This window comes from Pseudomonas rustica (assembly GCF_018336155.1).
GTDB classification, from domain to species: domain Bacteria; phylum Pseudomonadota; class Gammaproteobacteria; order Pseudomonadales; family Pseudomonadaceae; genus Aquipseudomonas; species Aquipseudomonas rustica.
Genome location: NZ_JAGYHF010000002.1, coordinates 219,416 through 235,248 on the forward strand (window position 1 = coordinate 219,416; position 15,833 = coordinate 235,248).

The window sequence follows — 15,833 nt, forward strand, 5'->3', positions numbered from 1 at the left end:
GTAATTTGCTCGCTATCCAGCGTCAAGCTATAAAGACGCCCATTCGTATCGGAACCCGGCCGCACCATGGACAAAACCAGCGACAGTAACGGCAAACAGAAAGTCCGCTCCGCCGAAGTCGGCACCGACATCCTCAAGGCTTTGGCCGAGTTGTCACCGTCGACCTCGCTGTCGCGGCTGGCCGAGCACGTGCAGATGCCGGCAAGCAAGGTGCATCGCTACCTGCAAGCGTTGATCGCCTCGGGTTTCGCCGAGCAGAACGCCGCTACCAACCATTACGGTCTCGGTCGCGAAGCACTGCGCGTGGGTTTGGCTGCACTCAACAGTATGGACGTGCTGAAAGTCGCCGCTCTGCCGTTGGCCGAACTGCGCGACGAACTCAACGAGACCTGTTTTTTGGCGGTGTGGGGCAATCAGGGTGCAACCGTGGTGCACATCGAACCGGCGGTGCGTGCGGTGACGGTGGTGACGCAGTTGGGCTCGGTGCTGCCGCTGCTCAGTTCTTCAACGGGACTGGTGTTCAGCGCGTTTCTGCCGCATCGGGAAACCGATGATCTGCGCGAGCAGGAAATCGCCGTTGCCGATCACCCGCTCAAAGACGAAAAGACTTACACAACCCTGTGCGAACAGATCCGCGAACGCGGTCTGCACCATGTTCACGGCTTGCTGATGCCCGGCGTGGATGCGTTGTCCGCGCCGGTGTTCAATGCGGTTGGCCAAGTCGCGGCGGTGCTCACGATTGTCGGCCCGACCTCGCTGTTCCATGCAGACGAAAACGGCCCGGCGGCGCAGCGCTTGTTGGCGGCGACGCGGGCCGTGAGCTGGCGAATGGGCTTTCAAAGCGATGAGGTCAGTCGCTGAGCAGCGCCATTAGTGTGCGACGCTGTGGCATGGCACGGGACTGGGCAGATAACCGTGGTTTTACTGGTCAAGGCTTGTGGGTCATCCAAGAGCTCCTGAATGGCATCTTTTGCCAGACCGGGCAGACCAGGGTGTCCTGTTGCCTGCCTGTAAAAACTCTCGATCTTATAAACGTCACCGATGAGTGAACCGAAGCTACTTTGCATTTTCGACGCAGCGCGCTTACCCGCGGCAGCCTTGCCCAACGAGGCCAGTTCCGCAATTGCTTCCACAAAATGCTTCAGCGCTTTCGCCCGATCCCCCTGAACAAGTGCATCAAGGCCGGATAACGTTTCTTTGGTGAACAACACAACACTCAGAGCAATGCCCGCCGGCGGAAAGACGAAACTCAGTGCAGTGACCGCCGTGACAACGCCATCAAAAACCAGCCCGAAAATAATTTCGCTCACGCATTCGAGTCGGGCGCGTGACGATTTGTCGTGCAGCCCATACAGCGCAAACTCGGTCAGACTCCGTGAGTTGTCCTGCTGAATAGTGTGCGGGCGTACTTTGAAAACATATTGTGAACGAACGGTGACTTGATCAGGATTCAATACCGTACCAAAATCGAGCCTGATCGAACCAGCAATGACAAAGCGCGCATACGACTGGAGATCGGTCAGGTGCTCCAGTTGTCGTTCGAGATGCAGTCGACTGGCAACAAGCTGTTGTTCTAACTGCGCAAACTCGAGCTGCTTATCACCCTCGGCATTTCCCAACCACTTTGCAGGTTCGCCAAAATTCGCTTATCAAACAAGTTAATTCAATGCCCCTGAGTTATTTCAGAACACAACCAGCCGAATGGCAGGTCAACGGGCAAAAATTACTTCAGTTGGCGAAAACAAAAAAACCGACAAGCACTTCAAAATATGGGCAAAGCATGCAAAACGTCTCAATGACTTCAACGTGCTGTTAGCACGCTTTATTTTTAACTCAGCAGGCCTAACAACTTTGCCTTCGCGACCGCCTGAGTGCGGCGCTCTACGCAGAGCTTTACGTTAATACGTCGAGCGTGAGTCTTTACCGTGTGTAACGAGATAAACATTTCATCGGCAATCTGTTGATTCGAATAACCGAGGGCAATCAGCTTTAAAACTTTCAGTTCGCGCTGACTCAACAAAGGCAAACTGGCGGAGTTTTCAAAATCCGCATGATGAGCCGATGGCAGCGCCACCGTTTGCAGCATCTCGGCCCTGCGCAGACTCAACTCTTGCAACGCCTGACGGCACTGAAAATCCGCCGCCAGCCGCAGCCCCTGTCGCAAGGCTTTATCGGCTTCATCCTTGCGGCCGGCGAGCCACAAAAGCTCGGCGATGACCAGCTGCAATTCCGTGTGCAAGGCGTTCATCGCGCTGGATTGGGCCTGGTTCATCCTGCGCTGCAACTGCGCCAGGTGCTCAGCGTCCATCGGCGAACCGGCAGCGCGAGCAAGGATCAGCAGGTATTCAATTCTCGGAATCAGCAACACGGTTGCTGGCGGAGCCTGCACAGCTTGAGCTCCTTGGTAATGGCGCAACACGCGGCTCAGCGCTTCACAAGCGAGATCCTGACGTTGCTGTTGCAACCAGAAATGGCTGCTGACCTGCAGCAGCACACCGCGATAGACCGTGTCGGGAATCTGCCGCTGCTGCATCAAGCGTTCAGCCGCCCGGAGCCGATTGAAGGCCAGCTCAAAATCACGCTGATTGGCCGCCAATTGCGCCTGTCCCAAATAGCCGTACAGCACTCGTTTGTCGTGGCTGCGCAGGCAATCATTCAGGCCACTTTGAAACAGTGCCGCCGCGCGTTCGTCCAGCCCCTGATTGAGTGCGAGGCGCCCGCGCAGCAGCGCGATCCTGCCGTGCAAAGGCGTCAGCCGCACAGTGTGTTCGCGAAGCAATTCATCCATGTTGCTCAGTAACGCCTCGGCCCGCGCACTCGCACCGCGCTGTTCGAGCAGGTGCGCATGATCAAGTTCGAGCAGGCCTTCGAAGACCAATGAATCATGCGCCCGCGCCAGGCAAAGCGCTTGCCGGTTGAACGCCTGCGCCACGTCGAGTTCACCGCGCAGAAATGCCTGCTGAGTCAGCCCCGACAGGCACAGCAGCCGGGTTGGCCACGTCTCGGGGGCCAGCTCGGCCAGCGCCTGCTGAAAGTGTTCCTGCGCAGGCTGCATCTGCCCTTGCAAATGCAGGAGCCAACCCTGTTGCGCCTGCCAACGGGCAATTAACTGCCGCTCGGATTGCGCTGACGGTTGTGGCAGGAATCGCGTCATATGCGCAATGCATTGTTCTGCTTGTTCAAATCGTCCGGCAAACAACAGCGCCCCGGTAAACAGCCCAACCAATTGCGGCGAACTCAAAATCAATTCTTCGCCCTGTTGCTCGTGCAATTGCAGCAACAACACCACGGTCTGCTCTTCAAAAAGATGCTCAAAACTGAAGTGCTGCAACAGGCTGACCGCCACTTCGAATTCTTCGGCGAGCAGCGCTTGCTCGAAGGCCGAACGCCAATCCTTGCCGACGGTAAAAAACTGACAGGCACGCCGATGCCAGGAACGGCTCGCCGGCCATTGCTCTTCGCGCATGACTTGCGCGAGCGGCGGGAACACTTGCAGCCATTCAGCCGATTCGTGCCACGGCTCGATAAAGCAGCCCAGCGTTTGCAGCGTGCGCAAGAGTTGCGCACCCTCGCCGGCACCGAACAAGTGCTCGCACAGTTCGGCATTGAATCGCGGCAGATGCGCCAACACCCGCCAGGCCTCGGCCAGCTCCGGCGTAAGGCTGCTGAAGAGTTCGTGTTGCAGATAATCGAGCAGCGTATCGACCCGTTGTTGCGGTTGTAGACTTTGCGTCCAGTCGCACTTTTGCAGCAGCGCCATGCGCACCCCGGCGCACCAGCCGCCGGTGCGCTGGACAATTCGCCCGGCCACACTGTGGGCCTGCTCTGCCGTCAAATGCGTCAACGCACAGGCGATTTCGTCTTGGCTCAGGGCCAGCGTCGCGCTTTCAGATTCGTACAACTCGTCGTCGAGTAACAGGCGTGGCCAGTTGCATTGCGGACGTCGGCGCGTGCCGATCCACCACGTGAGTGCCGGACTGCTGACCGCCAGCAAGCGATCAAGCAACGCATCCAGCGCCGGATCGGGCAGACGACAGTAATCGTCGATAAACAACCAGGTCGGCTCAGCCCAACGTGCCAGCGTCGCGATCAACCGCGCCTCATCCACCCGCTCGGGCAGTCCCAAGGTCTGCGCCAGACGCTGGCAGAAGTCGGCGGGACTGAGCGTTGCGCCAGCCAAAGGCAACCACCGCACCTCGCACGCGGGCGGCGCCTGAAACAGACATTCAGCAAGCAATGCACTTTTGCCGCTGCCGGCCGGCGCGCACACCAGCCGCACCCGCGCCACGGATTCGAGCAATGGCGCGCTCAAACGCGTACGCGACTGATGATGGGAAGAAAGCCTGGGCAGAAATCCGCGGCGATCCAGGCAGGGCGTCATGGCGGTCATCGAGTGAGCCTTCTTATCGTTGTGCACTCACCCTAGCCCGCTCCGGGCACCTTGTTGACGAGTATTCAGCGCGCTGATTGCGGCCCATAAAAAAGGCGACCGAGTGGTCGCCTTTTGCCTTGCCGATGTATCCAGACCGTTACCGAACGCCCTCGGCGCGCAAGGCCGATGGCGTGTAATCCGCCGCCTTGGCTTCGAAGCCGAATTCGTAACTGTGTTTCTCTTCGTTCTTCATGCCCAGGGCAATGTAGCGACCGGCAATGATGTCGTAGAGCGCTTCGAGGGTGTAAGCCTGGGCCTGATGCTCGTAGTGATATTCAGAGTGACCTTCGGCCACGCGCCACAGTTGACCGCGACCGTCATAGTGATCGACCAGTGCGACTTGCCAGCTGTCCTCATCGATGTACATGTGGCGCTTGGCGTAGATGTGCCGCTCGTTCGGTTTCACCGTACCGATCACCTCCCAGACACGGTGCAGTTCGTAACGGGTCAGATCCTGATTGATGTGCCCGGCCTTGACGATGTCGTCGTATTTCAGGCTCGGCGAATCGAGTTTGTAGCTGTTGTACGGGATGTACATTTCCTTTTTGCCGACCAGTTTCCAGTCGTAGCGATCCGGTGCGCCGGAAAACATGTCGAAGTTGTCCGAAGTACGCAGGCCATCAGCCGCCGTGCCCGGGCCGTCATACGCCACTTGCGGCGCGCGGCGAACCCGACGCTGGCCGGCGTTGTAAATCCACGCTAGACGCGGCTCCTTCACCTGATCGAGGGTTTCGTGCACCAGCAGTACGTTGCCGGCCAAACGCGCCGGCGCGGTCACTGACTGTTTGAAAAAGGTCAGCACGTTGGCGGCTTTTTCCGGGTCGATATCCTTGATCAGTTGCGGCACGGCGATCTCTTCTTCGAAGCGGATCGGCGTGAAGCTGCCGTTAGTCTGCGGGGTCACCTGAGTGATGATGCGTTTGACGTTGCCACCGTGATAACGGGTGATGTGGTTCCACAACACCTCGACGCCGTTCTTCGGAATCGGGAAGGCGTAGTAGCGGTTGCCGGTGAAATTGGCCAGGCCATTGCCATCGTTGATGGTGGTGACGTTGAGCGCACTGCGCTTGGCCGACTCGTAGATTTCCGGCGGCACGGCGACGGTGCGGTGAGTGGTGTAGACCGGAATTTTGTAGGTTTCAGGGTAACGCTTGAACATCGCCACCTGGCCTTCGGACAGCTTGTCTTTGTACTTGTCGACGTTGGCCGGGGTGATGGTGAACAACGGTTTCTCGTTGGCGAACGGGTCGGCGAGGAAACCTTTGCTGTCCACCGCGGCGGCGTTTTTCGGGATACCGCCGGTCCACGCCGGAATCGAGCCATCGGCGTTGCCGGCCTTTTCAGCACCGAGCGGGGTCAGGCTGGTGCCGAGTTTGTTCGCTTCATCCGGCGACACCGCCGCCATGACGTTGGCCGCCAGCACACTCAGGGCCAGCACACCACATTGCAGAATCATTTTGCGCATTGCATTCATCCTTCTCGGGCAGATCAGAAGTTCACGCCGAAGCTCAGGGCCACGAAGTCACGGTCTTCGAGGACGTTGTAGTCACCGCCAAAGAAGTCGGTGTAACTGAGGCTCGCGGTGTAGGTGTTGCGGTAGTCGGCATCGACGCCGACGCTGATCGCTTTCGCGCCTTCGTTGAACAGGCCGTTGGGCCCGTAACCGGCAACGTCATGCGACCACGACAGATTGGGTTTGAAGTTGATCCCGCCGACCACGTTGGCGTAATCGAGGATCGCCCGGGCGCGGTAGCCCCACGACGTCGATGTGACAAAGCCGTCGGTGTCGCCGCCGAAACCGTACTGGCCGTACACCGAATCGCGGCCATAACGCAGCTGACTGCGCGACTCCAGACCACCGACGTGCACCACCGCCGCTTCGCCGACTACGGTCAGACGTTCAGCGCCCAACACCTGATCGAAGAAGTGCGTGAGGGTGCTCTGCACTTGCGTCACTTCTTTACGGCGATAACCTTTGTTGTCCGCGCCCGGCGACGTCGCCAGTGGCGAGGCCGCACCGCCGGCAATCGGGTTGAGCAGCGCCAGCGTCAAGTCGTTGGTGTTGACCTGCACCGGCGCGTTGGGCCGGTAACTGATCTCGCCAGTCCACGCGGTACCGGTGGGCAAAGTGGTGGAGAAACTAGCGCCGTACAGGCGAATGTCTTCCGGGTATTCAAGGTAGTACTGACCGCGTCCGAGCATCACACTCTGTGCCAGACCCGCACCGCTGCCCGGCGCCAGACCGTTGGCAATCCCGACCATGCCCGGCAATGCCGCCAGCGTCGAAAGCCCCGCCGTGGTGGTGCCCACCGTTGGCGTGCGGCTGTGGTAATTCATGAAGTAGAGGCCGTACTCGGTATCGTCGCCGAGCCAGCGCAGCGCCGTGCCCCACTGCCCGGAATCCCGCGCATCGCGGTCGCCGCCACGGGGAATCACCACCCCTTCGCGAGTGACCTGAATGCCCTGACCGAATGCCTGGGTCAACGGCACAAACGGTGCAATCGCTGGACTGCCGACGGTGTAGCCGTTGTTGCAACCATCCGCCGCCACGTCGACACCGAAGAACGTGCCGCAGTTGTCGAGAACGGTCTGATCCCACTCCAGTTGGTAAAAGCCTTCAACCGTCAGTTGATCGGTCAGACCTTGCGAACCGAACAACATGTTCACCGGAATCAGGCCTTCCTTGATCTCGGCACCGGGACGGCGAAACGCGGAAACGTCGACCGGGTTGATGCTGTTGATCGAGTTGCCGATGAAGGTACTTTCGCCCCAACTCACCACCTGCTTACCGGCGCGCACAGTGCCGGGCAAATCAGCGATGGAATAGTTGTGATAGACGAAGGCATCGAGAATCTGCGCGCCGGAAGACTTGGCGCCTTCCTTGCGACCGCTGTCGCTGATCTGTTTGAACTCGCGGTCTTCGTCCTTCAGCTCGAAGTCGTACCAATACTTGCCGCGCACAAACACACCGGTGTCGCCGTACTTCAGTTCGAGGTCGTGAATGCCTTTGAAGATTTTCGAAAAGGTCTCGCCTTTCTTGAAGTTCAGGCGCCCGTCATCACCCGTGGAAGATTGCCCGGTACCGCCGTTGACCGTGCCGACCAGCGACTTGTCGGCATCGCGCATGCCCCAGCTCGCCCCGATCGACAAGGACGAGTCGAACGTCCCTTCGATTTCGCCGATGTTGAACGAAACCGCCTGCGCCTGGGCACAGCAACCCAGAGCCACCGCAGCGGCCAGCGCTTGCGGTGTGAAGATGGCGCGCATTGTTGTTTTTGTCATGCGTCTTCCCCGGTGAGTGACAGAAGGCCCCACCCTACTGCCGCCACCACCGGACGATAAGCGCACCAAGGAGGTATTCACGCTGTCGCTCGAAAGGATGAATGCCCGCACAGCACGGGGCTTTGCGCGATCCATGAGTGAGCTGGATGGACGATCATCAGCGCAGCGCATGGTGCATGCCGGGACACAGCGACTGTTGCATGCTCCGCAACAGTGCATGTCCGGAATCGCTATTTTTCCTAAAGGCCGAACTGCTTATTCTGAGCGGGCTTTCACGGGATACGCCGAAAAGCGCCGAAGCACTGGCCATGAGCAACGCTGGCCATTGCTGACAGATTTCAGATGAATCGATAGGTCGGTTTATCGCCCCGGTGTTCACTGACGTTGATTTGTAGCTCCTTGATCCAACGTCTTACCTTGGCCGCTGCGTTTGCAGCGGCCTTTTTTATGCCTCGAATAAAGTTTCTGCCCCCGCCCTACGCGAAGTTTCCGAAAGGGACATCGGAAATTTCTTTCTGCGTGTAACGAATTAACCGGCGAATTTCCTAAATAGCGAAATCTCACTCGACTCCGCACAACTTGACTTACGACCTTATCGGAAACATCCGATCAAACTCTGTTGTAACTTGAAACGTATCAAGCAATGGCGGTTGACAGGGATGTCATCTTTCGACCTACAGCAAGAGCGCGAATATCAGAAATTACTCAAGGAGATGTGGTAATGAACACCATTGAGCAAATCGTAAAAAATGAATCTTTGGATGACATCGTCACCGTATTCTCGCTGTTCAACGCGAATCCGCATCTGGACATGATGATCAGACGTTATAACCGAGAGCTGATCTCCGAATACGGAGCTTTGGAAATGGCATACGCGCGCCTTCTTGCTGCTGGTGTATTGGCACACGGCGACAAAGGCTTGGCAGCCAAAGGCCCAAACTGGAAAGCCCCAAAATTCATGATAGAAAACAGATACTCCTAACCGGACCATCAAGCCTGAGTTTGATGGTTCTTTTCTCAGAACGAAGACTTCTGTAAATGCGCCATCAATTGTCCAAGCGCCTCCATATTTATCTCAAAGATGCGCTCACTGACTTTTGATTTTTAGCTCCTTGATCCAACGTCTTACCTTGGCCGCTGCGTTTGCAGCGGCCTTTTTTATGGGCGCCGTTTTGCCCACCTCTCCTGCATTCATCAGGAAGTTTTCCCATCAGTTGTAGGAAATCTCTTTTTGACCCGCTGATGCCAAGCTTTTAGTCGGGGCTAAAGATTATTCATACAAATACGCGCGTCATTACTGACGAACGATGCAGATATGTCCGTTCAAAAGCTGATGTAGGTTAATCGCTCCGAAAATCCGAAAAACTTGCAGCGAGTAAAACGAATGTTGGAACAAGATTCTGTTAAAGCCGCAGAGACAAAAATCGAAAGAAAAGGATCTGCTGCCGACCTCATCATGCTTGCGCGTCTTGATGCCATCCTGGAGTGCAAGCTTGCGATGACCGACACCGATCGCCGGTACTATGCGCATGCGATTCGAATGATGGAGCGATTCAGAGCGATGGGGCTTGCTGACGACTACATTCCCAAAAGCAATCCGTCGCTTTGGAATAACGTCCATTCGGCCACACTTGAAGATTTCAAACTGGGTGACGATGAGGCATTGCGCTACACCGCCGAGGCGATTGACGCTGCGAAAAAGCAGGAGCTGGAAGCATTTGAATGCATCAGCAGAATCAAGAGTTCGCCTGCAAAACTCGAGCAGGCTGTCAGGCAAGAAAATCTCAGGGATTTGTTATCAGTGTTGGCAATCGGTTTGGCATTTCCCGCCCTCGATACACTGTTCGGGCGTTATCGATTTGAAGTCATTGCGCGCGGTGAACTGTGTAAAACATACGAGGAATTATTTCATGAGGGCGTATTGGCTGAGGGCACAGAGGCTGTCGCCATTTCGGGCCCAAATTGGAAACTCCCGGAATTCATAATTGATAAACGGTACGAGGAATAAAAGAAAGAGCCTCGCCACGTCGAGAACGCAGCGAGGCTAAAACGTCCCTTACAGCGAATACTTCTGCAAATTCGCCATCATTTCCTTCAGCGCTTCAATATTGTCCTTCGGATGCGCCGCCCCTTCGAAATCACAAATCTGCTGCCAATGCGCCGCGACATCTTCCGGCGAGAAACCCACTCGCGGATCAAACCCGGCGCCCAAACTGCGCTCCCAACGCACTTTGCCCATCCAGCCGCCACCAACTTCGAACAGTCCTGAAGTCTCCTGGCATTGCTCGCTCGCCAGGTACACCACCAGCGGGCTGACCAGTTCCGGTTTGAGTTGTTCGAACACTTGCGGCGGGATCAGGCCTTCGGTCATGCGCGTGCCGCCAGTTGGGGCGATGGCGTTGACGAGGATGTTGTTTTTGCGGCCTTCGATGGCCAGGGTGCGGGTCAGGCCGTAGAGGCCGAGTTTGGCCATGCCGTAGTTGGACTGGCCGAAGTTGCCGTAGATGCCGGAGGTTGAAGCGGTGAAGATCACGCGACCGTAGTTTTGCTCACGCAGGTGTGGCCATGCGGCGCGGGTGACTTTGTAGGCGCCTTCGACGTGGACGCGGTAAACCAGATCCCAGTCGGCGTCGTCCATTTTGTGGAAGGTCTTGTCGCGCAGGATGCCGGCGTTGTTGACCACCACGTCGACGCGGCCGAAGACGTCGAGGGCGTTTTGCACGAGTTTGTCGCCGTCGGTGACCGAGTCATGGTTGGCTTCGGCGGTGCCGCCGGCTTCACGGATTTCAGCGACGACGCGGTCGGCAGCGGAGGCATTGGCGCCTTCACCCTGAGCCGAGCCGCCGAGGTCGTTGACCAGCACTTTCGCGCCCTGTTTGGCGAATAGCAGTGCGTGGGCGCGGCCAAGGCCACCACCGGCTCCGGTGACGATCACGACTTTATCTTCGAAACGCACAGACTCATTCATCGAGGCAACTCCAGCAGGCCAATGGGACATTGATCCCGAGTGTCAGGCACGGGGCGTGGTGTCACAACGAACAGGGCTGGGGCTGAATGGTGTGCGATAAGGTTGGGGGATAGTCAGGTTTGAAAAGCACAAGATCGCAGCCTTCGGCAGCTCCTACAGGGGATCAGTGTAGGAGCTGCCGAAGGCTGCGATCTTTTGATCTTCAGGAACAGGCCACTTTGCGCGGTGGCAGCACCTGACGCTCGCGAAATTCCAGATAGTGCTTAAGCACCTGCACCGGTGCTTCGGTTTGCGGGTAGTGACCAATGCCCGGCAACAGCACAGCGTCGGCATCAGCAATCAACTCGCAATAACGCTGCACCATGTGTGCACCAGAGATCGGGTCGACTTCGCCATCAATCACCCGCAGAGGAATTTCACCGCGCTGCATCGCCGCGACCCAACGATCACGCTGCACCCGACGCTCCGGAATATAGCTGATCAGTTTGTGCATGATCCGTGGCCCACGATTGGTCTCGACCAAGCTCCAGAAATCATCCAGTTCGCTCTCTGTCGGCCGGGTGTTCGGCCCAAAGATCTGCCGAAAACTTTTCACCAGCGCATCGCGGGTAAACGCGCGGCCAATCATCCAGCCCAATGGGCTGAGCAGCAGTTTCTGCATCAACACCGGCCGATGGGTTTCCGGAAACAGGCCACCGTTGAGGAACACGCAACTGGCGATTTCGAGGCGATCTTCGTAATGCCGGGCCAGCAGTTCTTGCGCAACGCTGTCGCCGTAATCGTGCGCCAGCACATGCACCGGTTGCTCGACCTGCAGATGCGCGAGCAATGCCTGCTGCAAATCAGCCTGTTCCAGCAAGCTGTAGGTGTGGTTGATCGGCTTGGCCGAATCGCCGAAACCGAGCATGTCGCAGGCAATCACCCGATAACGCTGGGCCAGTGGCTGCCACAGGTAATGCCAGTCCCAACTGGCGGTCGGGAAGCCGTGGATCAGCAGCAGCGGCTCGCCCTGCCCCGCCGTCCAGTAACGAATCGGCTGACCACGAAAGACAAACGTCCGGCTGCGTTTACGCCAGACACACAGAGGAATCTCGGCAAGTGGCATTAGAGTTTATATCCGGGGTCTTGTTTATCGAGTTTGCGCAGCAGCGCTGGCCAGGCCAGCGCGCCACCCATGCCTTGAGCACTTTTGGTGACGCCGGCGATCATCGCTTTGGCGCCTGCCAGAATTTGCGGTTCGATAGCGATGAGTTCAGCGCCACCGGTTTGCGCCATCACCTGAATGTCGCAAGCGCGTTGGAAAGTGAACATCATCAAAAAGGTGTCGGCGATGGTGCTGCCACAGGTCAGCAGACCGTGGTTGTGCAGCATGAGGAAATTGTTTTCGCCGAGGTCGGCCTGCAAACGCGCCTTCTCTTCGTGGTTCAGCGCCACGCCTTCATAGCCGTGATAGGCGAGGCTCGACAGCACGAACAACGATTGTTGGCTGATCGGCAACACGCCCTGCTTTTGCGCCGACACCGCGACACCCGAGGCGGTGTGCGTGTGCAGCACACAAACCACATCGTGCCGTACTTCGTGCACGGCGCTGTGGATGGTATAGCCGGCAGGATTGATTTCGTACGGGCTGTCCATGAGTTTGTTGCCGGCCTGATCGACCTTCACCAGGCTCGACGCGGTGATCTCATGAAACATCAGACCAAACGGATTGATCAGAAAATCTTCGGTGCCCGGCACCTTGGCGGAAATATGCGTGAAGATCAGATCGTCCCAGCCATGGGCGGCGACCAGACGATAACAAGCGGCGAGATCGACACGGGTCTGCCATTCCGCAGCACTGACCTGGTCTTTGACGTTAAGGGACGATTGGACGGGGGCTACGCTCACTGTATGCACCTCTGCGTTCTTATTGTTCTGCAACGTGTGAGCAGTCTAGTCAGGTGCAGGCAATCACGTAGTTGCATTGGCAGCCAGCTTGATGACTGACCGGGTCAGTCGTGCAAACAGCTTGGATCCATGTCAAAGCAACGACGCCAACAAAGGTGCGGCAAACAGATTGAGCAACCCGGTGAGCACCATCACCAGCCCGGCGACAGAGCCTTCTTCACCGCCCACTTCATGCGCGCGACTCACGCCGGCACCGTGCGCGCCAACGCCGAACAACGCGCCACGCGCCAGGGCACTGCGCAGCGGCAACCACTTCAACAGCACGCCGCCGAGCATCGCGCCGAACACGCCGGTGAACATCACAAACACCGCGGTCAGCTCCGGCACACCGCCGAGGTTTTGCGCGAGCGGCATGGCGAACGGCGTGGTGATCGAACGCGGTACCAGCGACATCGTCACCGAACTGTCGAGTGCCAATGCCTTGGCCAAGCCGAACGAGGTGCCGATCGATGCCGCACTGCCCGCCACCATGCCGAGCATCAGCGCCGACCAGTGCCGCATCAGCAATCGGCGTTGCTGCCAGATCGGCACAGCGAACGCGACGGTCACCGGGCCGAGCACCAACAGCAGCCAATGGGTGTTGCTGGAATACTCGGCATAGGCGGTGTGCAGCGGCACGGCGAGTGCCAGCAGCAGCGCCGGCACCAAAATCAGCGGCGACAACACATAGCGCCCGGTGCGCCGATAAATCCAGCGGCTGAACAGGTACGCCAACAAAGTGAAGGCGAGCCAGAACATCGGCATCCATTCAAGCTTCATGGGAACGCCTCGCGCGCACGGCCAATTCCACGGTGAATGCGGTCACCAGCATCACCATCAAGGTGCTGGCGGCGATCACCAGCAAAATCCGCCAGCCGTCATTGCGCAGCAACGTGCCGTAATCGAGCAGGCTCATCAGCGCCGGGATAAAGAACAACAGCATCTCGGCCATCAACAAACCCGCGCCCAATTGCAGCGCCGCCGGTTTGACCCAACCGAATGCGAAGGCCAGCAGCAACAGCGCCATGCCGATCACGCCGCCAGGAATCGGCCAGGCCAGCCACGCGGCAAGTTGGCAGCCGAGCAGGTAGAGACCGAGCAACACGGCGAGTTCGACGAAGAGACGTGAAAGGTGTTTGAAGCGGGCGGCGTTCATGAGATTGGCTCCTTACAGAAGCCTATTTTACGAAGTGGCCTGCCATCCCCGAAGCGAATTGTTAGACTCAAAGCCATTCCAAAAAGGAATCAGGCAGATGGAATTCAAACAGCTGCGCAGTTTTGTCGAAGTCATGCATCAGGGCGGTTTCACCCAAGCGGCGAAAACCCTGCACATCAGCCAGTCGGCGGTGAGCAAGCAAGTCGCACAACTGGAACAGAGCCTCGGCATACCGCTGCTTGAGCGACTCGGTTCCCAGTTGCGCCTGACCGCCGCCGGCAGCGTGGTCTTGCAACGGGCCGAAGGCATGCTGCGTTTACGCAACGAATTGCTGGTCGAACTGGACGATCTCAGCCATCTGGCCCGTGGCGAGTTGCGCCTCGGTCTGCCGCTGTTGGGCAGCGATGCTTTGTTCGCCGGGCTGTTTGCTGAATATCGCCGGCGCTACCCAAACATCAGCGTGCAATTACTCGAGGGCGGCAGCCGCAACATCGAGCAAGCCGTGCTCAACGGGGAATTGGAATTGGGTGGCAGTTTGTTGCCGAAGGATCCGCAGTTCGACTGTCAGCCGTTTTGCGATGAGAAGCTCGATGCGCTGCTACCGGTCGATCACCCGTTGGCGGATCGCGGCGAGATCGGATTGGAGGAGCTCGCCGATACGCCGTTCCTGCTTTATCAGCGCAGCTTCGTGCTCAACGATCGTTTGCTGCAGGCGTGCCAGCAAATGGGCTTCACACCGAAGGAGGGCGGGCGCAGCGGTCAGGCGGATTTTCTTGCGGCGCTGGTGGCCGCCGGGCAAGGCGTGGTGTTGTTGCCCAGCGTGGTGGCGCGCGGGCTGGTGCGGCCAGGCGTGGTGCGCCTGACCTTGCGTGCGCCGGACTATCTGCGCTGGGACATCGCGTTTATCTGGCGTCAGGGCGCCTATTTGTCGAATGCCGCGCAGGCGTGGCTGGCACTCCTGCGCGAGCGGCCGATCAGCCCTTGAGCGCGTCGATCAATTGCGCCAGCCAAGGTTCGGCGTCGGTTTCCGGGGTCACGCTTTCGCTGGCGTCGATGCGCAGCATCTCCAGCACTTCACGCACACCCAGTTCGCCGAACAGTTCGCGCATTTGCTCGCCGCCGCCGCAGAAGGTGTCGCCATAACTGGCGTCGCCCAAGGCGATAACCGCGCCGGGCAAACCGCGCCACGCGGCTGGCAGTTGATCGCGAATGGTCGAATACAACGGTTGCAGGTTGTCCGGCAACTCGCCCATGCCAGTGGTCGAGGTTATCGCGAGGAACGCTTCCGGGCCGAACGCTTGAATGTCCGCCAGGCTGGCGCGCGAGTTGTAGAAGGTTTCAAAGCCAGCGGCTTTCAACAGGTTCTGGGCATGGCGGGCGACTTCTTCGGCGGTGCCGTAAACCGAACCGGAGAGGATGGCGACTTTCATCAATCTGATCCTGAAACTGAAAAAATGAGCGGCGATAGTAGCAGCCCGAGCCGCAAAGCTGCGATTGGATCTCAACTGGCGATAATGGCCAGTAGACAGCGCTGACGGTTTATCTAGAATGCGAACCCTCGGCCATTCTGAACGGACTCACAGATGATCAACGCCAGCCTGCTGCAAATGGTGATCAACGCCTCCAACGATGGAATCGTGGTAGCGGAAAAGGAAGGCGATCAGGACACCATCCTGATTTACGTCAACCCCGCGTTCGAACGGCTGACCGGCTACAGCAGTGAAGAGATTCTCTATCAGGACTGCCGCTTTCTGCAGGCTGGTGACCGTGATCAAGCCAGTCTGGAGCGGGTTCGCGAGATGCTGCGCAACAATGGATCGTGCCGGGAAATCCTGCGTAACTATCGCAAGGACGGCACACCGTTCTGGAACGAACTGTCGCTTTCAACGGTAAAAAGCGCTGACGACGGGCTGACTTATTTCGTCGGCGTGCAGAAAGATGTAACGATTCAGGTCAAGGCTCAGCAACGTGTTGCGCAACTCGAAGACGAGGTCGCGACACTGAAAGCACAACTGGCAGAACTGAAAGCGACGAACGGCGCAAACAAATCAGCGAACTAATTGTCATTA

Annotated in this window: 15 protein-coding genes; 5 read left to right on the forward strand and 10 right to left on the reverse strand. The window is 58.0% G+C overall.

The features are described from left to right. The first annotated feature begins 66 nt into the window (after nucleotides 1-66). Entirely contained in the window at nucleotides 67-861 is a 795-nt protein-coding gene (locus tag KFS80_RS04100) for an IclR family transcriptional regulator (RefSeq protein ID WP_212544050.1), read from the forward strand. Here the strand turns inward: KFS80_RS04100 and KFS80_RS04105 are convergent. The 4 genes from KFS80_RS04105 to KFS80_RS04120 all read right to left on the reverse strand — a co-directional run bounded on the left by KFS80_RS04105 (nucleotide 837) and on the right by KFS80_RS04120 (nucleotide 7,714). After that, nucleotides 837-1,619: a hypothetical protein gene (locus KFS80_RS04105; protein WP_212544051.1), complete on the reverse strand. Its 783-nt coding sequence runs from the start codon at nucleotides 1,617-1,619 to the stop codon at nucleotides 837-839. The two genes, KFS80_RS04100 and KFS80_RS04105, sit on opposite strands and share 25 nt — an antisense overlap. A 209-nt stretch (nucleotides 1,620-1,828) precedes the next feature. Beyond that, nucleotides 1,829-4,390 carry a LuxR C-terminal-related transcriptional regulator gene (locus KFS80_RS04110; RefSeq protein ID WP_212544052.1) on the reverse strand — a complete coding sequence of 854 codons (2,562 nt, stop codon included), beginning with the start codon at nucleotides 4,388-4,390 and terminating at the stop codon, nucleotides 1,829-1,831. 139 nt (nucleotides 4,391-4,529) lie between these two features. Continuing rightward, nucleotides 4,530-5,897, reverse strand: a complete 1,368-nt coding sequence (locus tag KFS80_RS04115; RefSeq protein ID WP_053117210.1) for a DUF1329 domain-containing protein — start codon at nucleotides 5,895-5,897, stop codon at nucleotides 4,530-4,532. A 23-nt stretch (nucleotides 5,898-5,920) separates the two neighbouring features. Continuing rightward, nucleotides 5,921-7,714 (reverse strand): DUF1302 domain-containing protein, encoded by a 1,794-nt coding sequence (locus tag KFS80_RS04120; RefSeq protein ID WP_212544053.1) that lies wholly within the window; start codon nucleotides 7,712-7,714, stop codon nucleotides 5,921-5,923. Between the two features lie 721 nt (nucleotides 7,715-8,435). Between KFS80_RS04120 and KFS80_RS04125 the strand changes: the two genes are divergently transcribed. Together KFS80_RS04125 and KFS80_RS26850 are read left to right on the forward strand one after the other, a co-directional pair. Then, the gene (locus tag KFS80_RS04125) at nucleotides 8,436-8,696 is read left to right on the forward strand and encodes a hypothetical protein (RefSeq protein ID WP_212544054.1); all 261 of its coding nucleotides are present in this window, start codon (nucleotides 8,436-8,438) and stop codon (nucleotides 8,694-8,696) included. A gap of 402 nt (nucleotides 8,697-9,098) precedes the next feature. After that, a complete protein-coding gene (locus tag KFS80_RS26850; protein ID WP_246541611.1) occupies nucleotides 9,099-9,722 on the forward strand; it encodes a hypothetical protein in 624 nt (207 codons plus the stop codon). 48 nt (nucleotides 9,723-9,770) lie between these two features. Here KFS80_RS26850 and KFS80_RS04135 read toward each other — a convergent pair whose 3' ends face one another. The 5 genes from KFS80_RS04135 to KFS80_RS04155 form a co-directional block, all read right to left on the reverse strand. After that, entirely contained in the window at nucleotides 9,771-10,682 is a 912-nt protein-coding gene (locus KFS80_RS04135; RefSeq protein WP_159812177.1) for an SDR family oxidoreductase, read from the reverse strand. 202 nt (nucleotides 10,683-10,884) lie between these two features. After that, the gene (locus tag KFS80_RS04140; protein ID WP_212544055.1) at nucleotides 10,885-11,787 is read right to left on the reverse strand and encodes an alpha/beta fold hydrolase; all 903 of its coding nucleotides are present in this window, start codon (nucleotides 11,785-11,787) and stop codon (nucleotides 10,885-10,887) included. Further along, the gene (locus KFS80_RS04145; protein ID WP_053117200.1) at nucleotides 11,787-12,569 is read right to left on the reverse strand and encodes a class II aldolase/adducin family protein; all 783 of its coding nucleotides are present in this window, start codon (nucleotides 12,567-12,569) and stop codon (nucleotides 11,787-11,789) included. The genes KFS80_RS04140 and KFS80_RS04145 overlap by 1 nt, the downstream gene beginning before the upstream one ends. A 132-nt stretch (nucleotides 12,570-12,701) precedes the next feature. Beyond that, entirely contained in the window at nucleotides 12,702-13,388 is a 687-nt protein-coding gene (locus KFS80_RS04150; protein WP_150650110.1) for an LrgB family protein, read from the reverse strand. Further along, nucleotides 13,378-13,764, reverse strand: a complete 387-nt coding sequence (locus tag KFS80_RS04155; RefSeq protein ID WP_053117196.1) for a CidA/LrgA family protein — start codon at nucleotides 13,762-13,764, stop codon at nucleotides 13,378-13,380. The genes KFS80_RS04150 and KFS80_RS04155 overlap by 11 nt, the downstream gene beginning before the upstream one ends. Before the next feature lie 97 nt (nucleotides 13,765-13,861). On the opposite strand from KFS80_RS04155, the gene KFS80_RS04160 reads away from it, so the two are divergent. After that, the gene (locus KFS80_RS04160; RefSeq protein ID WP_212544056.1) at nucleotides 13,862-14,749 is read left to right on the forward strand and encodes a LysR family transcriptional regulator; all 888 of its coding nucleotides are present in this window, start codon (nucleotides 13,862-13,864) and stop codon (nucleotides 14,747-14,749) included. On the opposite strand, the gene KFS80_RS04165 is transcribed toward KFS80_RS04160, so the two are convergent. Continuing rightward, nucleotides 14,739-15,194, reverse strand: coding sequence for a flavodoxin (locus KFS80_RS04165; protein ID WP_212544057.1), 456 nt, complete (start codon nucleotides 15,192-15,194; stop codon nucleotides 14,739-14,741). The two genes, KFS80_RS04160 and KFS80_RS04165, sit on opposite strands and share 11 nt — an antisense overlap. A 153-nt stretch (nucleotides 15,195-15,347) precedes the next feature. On the opposite strand from KFS80_RS04165, the gene KFS80_RS04170 reads away from it, so the two are divergent. Continuing rightward, nucleotides 15,348-15,824 carry a PAS domain-containing protein gene (locus tag KFS80_RS04170; RefSeq protein WP_212544058.1) on the forward strand — a complete coding sequence of 159 codons (477 nt, stop codon included), beginning with the start codon at nucleotides 15,348-15,350 and terminating at the stop codon, nucleotides 15,822-15,824. Nucleotides 15,825-15,833: the final 9 nt, after the last annotated feature.

Excerpts from the sequence above, each read along its gene's own strand:
- KFS80_RS04135 (WP_159812177.1), bottom strand. The coding sequence starts at position 10,682 with ATGAATGAGTCTGTGCGTTTCGAAGATAAAGTCGTGATCGTCACCGGA.
- KFS80_RS04155 (WP_053117196.1), bottom strand. The coding sequence starts at position 13,764 with ATGAACGCCGCCCGCTTCAAACACCTTTCACGTCTCTTCGTCGAACTC.
- KFS80_RS04140 (WP_212544055.1), bottom strand. The coding sequence starts at position 11,787 with ATGCCACTTGCCGAGATTCCTCTGTGTGTCTGGCGTAAACGCAGCCGG.
- KFS80_RS04160 (WP_212544056.1), top strand. The coding sequence starts at position 13,862 with ATGGAATTCAAACAGCTGCGCAGTTTTGTCGAAGTCATGCATCAGGGC.
- KFS80_RS04125 (WP_212544054.1), top strand. The coding sequence starts at position 8,436 with ATGAACACCATTGAGCAAATCGTAAAAAATGAATCTTTGGATGACATC.
- KFS80_RS04115 (WP_053117210.1), bottom strand. The coding sequence starts at position 5,897 with ATGCGCAAAATGATTCTGCAATGTGGTGTGCTGGCCCTGAGTGTGCTG.
- KFS80_RS26850 (WP_246541611.1), top strand. The coding sequence starts at position 9,099 with ATGTTGGAACAAGATTCTGTTAAAGCCGCAGAGACAAAAATCGAAAGA.
- KFS80_RS04120 (WP_212544053.1), bottom strand. The coding sequence starts at position 7,714 with ATGACAAAAACAACAATGCGCGCCATCTTCACACCGCAAGCGCTGGCC.
- KFS80_RS04170 (WP_212544058.1), top strand. The coding sequence starts at position 15,348 with ATGATCAACGCCAGCCTGCTGCAAATGGTGATCAACGCCTCCAACGAT.
- KFS80_RS04165 (WP_212544057.1), bottom strand. The coding sequence starts at position 15,194 with ATGAAAGTCGCCATCCTCTCCGGTTCGGTTTACGGCACCGCCGAAGAA.
- KFS80_RS04100 (WP_212544050.1), top strand. The coding sequence starts at position 67 with ATGGACAAAACCAGCGACAGTAACGGCAAACAGAAAGTCCGCTCCGCC.
- KFS80_RS04150 (WP_150650110.1), bottom strand. The coding sequence starts at position 13,388 with ATGAAGCTTGAATGGATGCCGATGTTCTGGCTCGCCTTCACTTTGTTG.
- KFS80_RS04110 (WP_212544052.1), bottom strand. The coding sequence starts at position 4,390 with ATGACCGCCATGACGCCCTGCCTGGATCGCCGCGGATTTCTGCCCAGG.